Annotated in this window: 4 protein-coding genes; all 4 read left to right on the top strand. The window is 58.8% G+C overall.

The features are described from left to right. The first annotated feature begins 142 nt into the window (after positions 1-142). The 4 genes from BDE01S_RS01345 to BDE01S_RS01330 all read left to right on the top strand — a co-directional run bounded on the left by BDE01S_RS01345 (position 143) and on the right by BDE01S_RS01330 (position 6,085). A complete protein-coding gene (locus BDE01S_RS01345; protein ID WP_066076252.1) occupies positions 143-823 on the top strand; it encodes a TetR/AcrR family transcriptional regulator in 681 nt (226 codons plus the stop codon). Next, on the top strand, positions 820-1,875 hold the full coding sequence (locus BDE01S_RS01340; protein ID WP_066076249.1) for an HlyD family secretion protein: 1,056 nt from the start codon (positions 820-822) through the stop codon (positions 1,873-1,875). Before BDE01S_RS01345 ends, BDE01S_RS01340 begins: the two co-directional genes overlap by 4 nt. Before the next feature lie 132 nt (positions 1,876-2,007). Beyond that, a complete protein-coding gene (rbbA, locus tag BDE01S_RS01335) occupies positions 2,008-4,962 on the top strand; it encodes a ribosome-associated ATPase/putative transporter RbbA (protein WP_416178183.1) in 2,955 nt (984 codons plus the stop codon). 1 nt (position 4,963) lies between these two features. After that, positions 4,964-6,085, top strand: a complete 1,122-nt coding sequence (locus tag BDE01S_RS01330) for an ABC transporter permease (protein WP_066076248.1) — start codon at positions 4,964-4,966, stop codon at positions 6,083-6,085. Positions 6,086-6,119: the final 34 nt, after the last annotated feature.

Here is a 6,119-nt window from a genome sequence, read left to right as displayed (position 1 = left end):
ACCCAACACGCTTATCCCGAACACACGTTAGCTGTAAATCTGCCGTTTTCAGACGGCTTTTACATTATCGGTACTTGTTTAATGCTGTGAACAGAATTATGATTGGACAGTCGTCCAATTTCATCAACATGAATTTTCCAATATGACCGACACCACACATCAAAAATTTATCCGCGCCGGTTTGCAGCGTTATCCCGAATTGGGCTATCACAAGCTCTCCGTGCGCGCGCTGGCGGCAGAGGCCGGGGTCAGCCCGGGGATGTTTCATCATCTGTTTACCGGTAAAGACGCATTTATCAGGGAAATGCTGCGCCATCACGACCGCCTGATTTGGGGCGGTTTGGAAAACGCCGCCCTGCCGGACAATCCGTTTGCCGCCCTGCGCGGGGCGATTTACATTACCGCCTGTTCGATGCGCGACAATTTGGCGATGGTGAACCGTCTGTTGGCCGACAGTGCCGACGGCGTAGCAGTGGTGAACGACTTTATCAAGGCCAACATGGAAAAGCGGCTGGCTTTCTTTACGCAGCTGTTGGAAGCCTGTGCCGAAACCGACGACAGCCGTCCTGCTGCTACTACCCAGCGTTTGGCTTATTTAGGCTGCTCGGTCAGCGCCGCTATGGTTGTCGGCGTGCGCTTTGGGCAGCGCGGCCTGCTGCCCGGATTTATCGGCGGCGAAGTGACGGAAATACTGAGTGATGAAGCGATTATGCAGCGCATCGACTGGAGCTTGGGCACGATGTTTCCCAGCTATGAGGCGCAGCTTCACTCCTCCTTTAAAAACAAACCGATTGCACCTTTGCGACAGGAAGCACCGAAATGAAAAAAATCATCTTCCTTGCCGTCGTCACCGCCCTTGCCGTCGGCGGCGGCTGGTATTACCGGCAACAGCAGCAGGGCAAACTGCCCGCAGGCATCGCCCAATCCAACGGGCGGCTGGAACTCAACCGCATCGATGTCGCCAGCCTGTATGCGGGGCGGGTAAAGGCGGTATTGGCGGAGGAAGGTGCGGATGTGAAAGCGGGCGACGTGTTGGTCGAGCTTTCCAATGAAACCAGCGAAAGCCGCTTGGCAGAGGCGCAAGCGGCCGCCGTACGCCAGCGTGAAGCGGTGAGCCGCGCCCAAGCCGCGCAAGCGCAGACCAAGCAGTCGGTTGCCCGTGCGCAGGCCAATGTCGATGCCGCCCGCCAGCAGCAGCGCGTGGCCAAATTAGAGTGGGACAACGCCCGCCGCCTGCTCGCCGACCGATTGGTTTCGCAATCGGAAGTAACCAAACGCCAGGCCGATTTTGAACGCGCCGCCGCCGCCGTGAAAGCCGCCGAAGCCGCCCGCGACGAAGCGCAGGCCGTGGTTGCCCAAAGCCGCGCCCAAATTGCCGAAGCCGAAGCAGGCGTAGAACAGGCCGGCGCCGCCGTCAAATCCGCCGCCTCCGCCAACGACGATATGCTGATCCGCGCCCCGATTGACGGGCGGGTGGAATACAAAATCGCCGAAGCGGGCAATGTTGTCGGCGCAGGCAGCCGCGTGGTCAGCCTGCTCGACCCGACCGACGTATCCATGAATATTTTCCTGCCTACCGACAGTATGAGCCGTCTGAAAGTCGGCGATGAAGCGCGGATTCGGCTCGACGGTATCGACGCGGTGTTTCCCGCTGAAATCAAATTCATCGCCACCGATGCGCAGTTCACCCCGAAAGCCGTGGAAACGGCGGACGAGCGGGCGAAACTGATGTTTAAAATCAAGCTGCAAGTACCGATTGAGACCGCCAGGCAGTTCGGCCGTTTGTTAAAAGGCGGCATGACGGGCAACGGCTTTGTGAAAACCGATGCGCAAGCCGAATGGCCGTCTGAATTGGCGGTGAGACTGCCGGAGTGAGTTTTATGGTGTAGGTTGGGTTACAAACCCAACATTTACCGAATCATAACCATTTCGTTGTAATTGCCTCCCAACCTGCAAATTTTTCAGACGGCCTGAAATGCCGTCTGAAAAACCAAAACCAAGAGCCTGATGATGAATACCGAGCCAACCACCGCCGTTTCCCTTTCCGCCGTGTCGCACCGCTACGGCAAGGTGCAGGCGCTTGATGATGTGTCGCTGGCAATCCCGCGCGGGCAGACGGTGGGCTTGATCGGCCCCGACGGAGTGGGTAAATCGACGCTGCTGTCGCTGATTGCGGGCGTGAAAATCATCCAAAGCGGTAAGATTGGGGTGTTGGGCGGCGATATGGCGGATAAGGATACGCGCTTGGCTTTGTCGCACCGCATCGCCTTTATGCCGCAGGGCTTGGGGCATAATCTCTACCGCACGTTGTCGGTGCGCGAAAACATCGATTTCCATGCGCGGCTGTTCGGCCTGAAGGCGGACGAGCGCGGGGCGCGGATTGCGCGTTTGGTGGAAGCAACGGGGCTTGCGCCGTTTATCGACCGCGCGGCGGGGAAATTGTCGGGTGGGATGAAGCAGAAATTGAGCCTGTGTTGCGCGTTGGTGCATTCGCCCGATTTGCTGATTTTGGACGAGCCGACCACCGGTGTCGATCCGCTGTCGCGCCGCCAATTTTGGGCATTGGTGAACGAATTGCGCCAAGAAAACGCGGGCATGACGGTGATTGTCGCCACCGCCTATATCGAAGAGGCGCAGCAGTTTGAGCAGCTGTTGGCGATGGACGACGGCAAACTGCTCGCCAACAAACCGACGCGGGAGGTGTTGGCCGAATACGCTACGGACGTACTGGAAGAGGCCTACATCAAAATGCTGCCGCCGGAGAAGCAGGGCGCGGGCAGTTTGGAAATCACACCGTTTGTTGAAGATAAAAACCTGCCGCCCGCCATTGAAGCGCACGGCCTGACCAAGCGCTTCGGCGCGTTTACAGCGGTCGATCACGTCAGCTTCACCATCCCGAAAGGCGAGATTTTCGGCTTTTTGGGCTCGAACGGCTGCGGTAAATCCACCACCATGAAAATGCTCACTGGCCTCTTGGAAGCGACAGAGGGCACGGCGGAGCTGTTGGGCAAGCCCGTCGATGCGGGCGATATGCAGACCAAAATGCGCGTGGGCTATATGTCGCAGGCGTTTTCGCTGTATGAGGAATTGAGCGTGCGCCGGAATCTGGATTTGCACGCCGAGCTCTACCAAATGGGCGCAAAAGGCGCGGCGGCGGTGGAGGAAGCGCTTCGGCAGTTCGATTTGGCCGACGTTGCCGACACCGCGCCCGCGTCGCTGCCTTTGGGTATCCGCCAGCGGCTGCAACTGGCCGCCGCCTGCCTGCACCGTCCCGAAGTGTTGATTTTGGACGAACCCACTTCCGGCGTAGACCCTGCCGCCCGCGATATGTTTTGGCGCTACCTGCTGAAAATGTCGCGCGAAGACCGGATGACCATTTTCGTCTCCACCCACTTTATGAACGAAGCGGGGCGCTGCGACCGCATTTCCTTTATGCACAAAGGCCGCGTGTTGGCGGCGGGTACGCCGGAAGAATTGACCCGCGCCCGCAACGCGCCCGATTTGGAAGAAGCGTTTGTGCAGTATTTGGCGGAGGCGGAAGACGAAGCCAATACAATTGAAGCAAATACTGCGAAAGAAAAGGTTTTAGACAGCATTCGGGAGGACAGGCCGTCTGAAAATGAAGCAACAGGCAGGGTGTGCGGCGCAGCCGCGCATACGGCTTCCGAAGATGCACATTCTGGCAGCGCAAACGATGGGAAAACGCGTGCGTGCGTACCGCACACACCCTACGCGGTTTCCGACAGGCATTCGGATGACGGCACTGCCGCAGAGGTTTCAGACGGCATCCATACCCCAATGCCGTCTGAAAATACCCTCCGCCACACCGCTTCGCCGAAATATATGTTGGCGATGGTTTGGACGTTTGCCGTGCGCGAAGCCAAGGAGCTGCTGCACGACAAAATCCGCCTGTTTTTCGCGCTCTTCGGGCCGGTGATTATGATGGCGGCGGTGGCGTGGGGCGTGTCGTTCGACGTGCAGAATTTGAAATTCGCGGTGTACGACCGCGACCAAACCGGCATGAGCCGCGAGCTGGCGGAATATTTCAGAGGCTCGCGCTATTTTATCGAGCAGCCCGAAATCCGCAGCGCGGCCGACATCGATACGGTGCTGAAAAGCGCGCAGGCGGTGCTGGTCATCGATATTCCGTCAGGCTTCGGGCGCAAACTCCTGCGCGGGGAGCAGCCCGAAGTCGGTTTTTATATCGACGGCGCGCTGCCGTTCAACGCTTCCAATATCCAAAGCTATATCGGCGGGATTTTGACGGCATATTCGCAGGACAGGGTAAGGGCTGCGGGGCTGCCGCTTCCGGCGGCGGCCGCAGAGGTCGTGCCGCGTTTCCGTTACAACCAATCTTTCAACAGTATCAATGCGATTGCGCCGGGCGTGATGATGCTGGTGCTGGTCATGATTCCGGCGATGATGACCGCCATCGGCGTGGTGCGCGAGAAGGAAACCGGCTCGATTTCCAATCTGTACGCCTCGCCCGCCGGCGTGCCGCAGTATCTTATCGGCAAGCAGCTTCCCTATATCGCGGTGGGCATGGCGAACTTTGCCGCGCTGGTGCTGATGATGATTTTCTGGTTCGGCGTACCCGTAAAAGGCTCGTTTGCCGCCCTGTCTTTCGGCACGCTGCTGATGGTGGGCGCGTCCACCGCGATGGGGCTGCTGGTCTCGTCCTTTGTGAAATCGCAGTTGGCGGCGATTTTCGTGGCGGCGATTGCCACCATGATTCCCACCGTCAACTATTCGGGTTTCCTTTATCCGCTTTCGACCCTGAGCGGCGGCGCGTATGCGTTCGGCAGAATCTTCCCCGCCTCGTGGTATCTCAACGTGAGCGTCGGCACGTTCACCAAAGGGTTGGACGGCACGCAGTTACAGCAGGAATTTGCGGCCGTCGGCGCGTTTATGCTGGCCTGTATCGCGGCGGCGTGCCTGCTGTTGAAAAAACAGGAGCAATGATATGCGATCGATCCGCAATATCCTGACGTTGGTGTTGAAGGAGTTCCGCAGCCTTTTCGCCGATCCGGTGCTGATGATACTCATCACCTTCATGTTTACCGGTTCTGTTATCAGCGTGGCCAAGGGCATCAATACCGATGTGAAAAACGCCACCGTCGGTATCATCGACCTCGACCGCTCGGCGCTGTCGTACCGCATCCGCGATGCCGTTCAGCCGCCTTTTTTCCAACCGCCCGAAGAGGTGAAGCGCGAAGAGACGGACGCGCTGATGGATAAGGGCGCATACGTCTTCATTTTGGAAATCCCGCCTAACTTCCAGCGCGATGTGGCGGCGGGGCGCAGCCCGCAGATACAGCTTCTGATTGATGCGACCATGATGACGCAGGCGGGGGTCGGCTCGTCTTACCTGACGCAGATCATCAACCGCGAAACGGCGGCCTTTTCCGGCCACAACAGCGCACAGGCCGCGCCCTTAACGCCCGTTATCCGCAACTTCTTCAACCCCAACGGACAAAGCGAATGGTTTATGCCCGTTTCGCAGGTGGGAACCAACGCCAGTCTGATTATGCTGGTGTTGGTGGGCGCGGCGGTCATCCGCGAGCGCGAACGCGGCACGATTGAACATCTGCTGGTGATGCCGGTCAGCGCGTTCGAGCTGATGATGTCGAAAATCCTCGCCAACGGCGCGGTGGTGCTGGCCGCCGCGCTGCTGTCACAATGGCTGGTGGTGCATCTCTATATCGGCGTGCCGCTGCAAGGTTCGCTCCTGCTCTACGGCGCGGGGATGATGCTGTTTTTGTTTTCCGTCGCCTCGCTGGGCATCATGCTCGCCACCGTCGCCCCCACGATGGCGCAGTTCGGCCTGCTGATGCTGCCGATACACATCGTGATGCTGCTTTTTTCCGGCTCTTCCTCGCCGCGCAGCAATATGCCCGAAACGGCGCAGACAATCAGCGAATACTGGCCGCTGACCCAGTTTATGGAGCTTTCGCAGCATGTTATGTTTCGCGGCGCGGGGTGGGAAATCGTGTGGCCGCAGATGGCGGCGATGTCGCTCTTGGGCGCGGGGTTTTTGGGATTCGCGCTGCTACGTTTCCGCAAAATGCTGGAACGGCAGGGCTAGTTTTTCAGACGGCCTGCGCGTTGCCGTGCCGTCT

This window comes from Bergeriella denitrificans NBRC 102155, assembly GCF_001592185.1.
Lineage (GTDB): Bacteria > Pseudomonadota > Gammaproteobacteria > Burkholderiales > Neisseriaceae > Neisseria > Neisseria denitrificans.
Note: the sequence above shows the minus strand (reverse complement) of the source record. Positions and strands in the feature narration are given on the sequence as shown.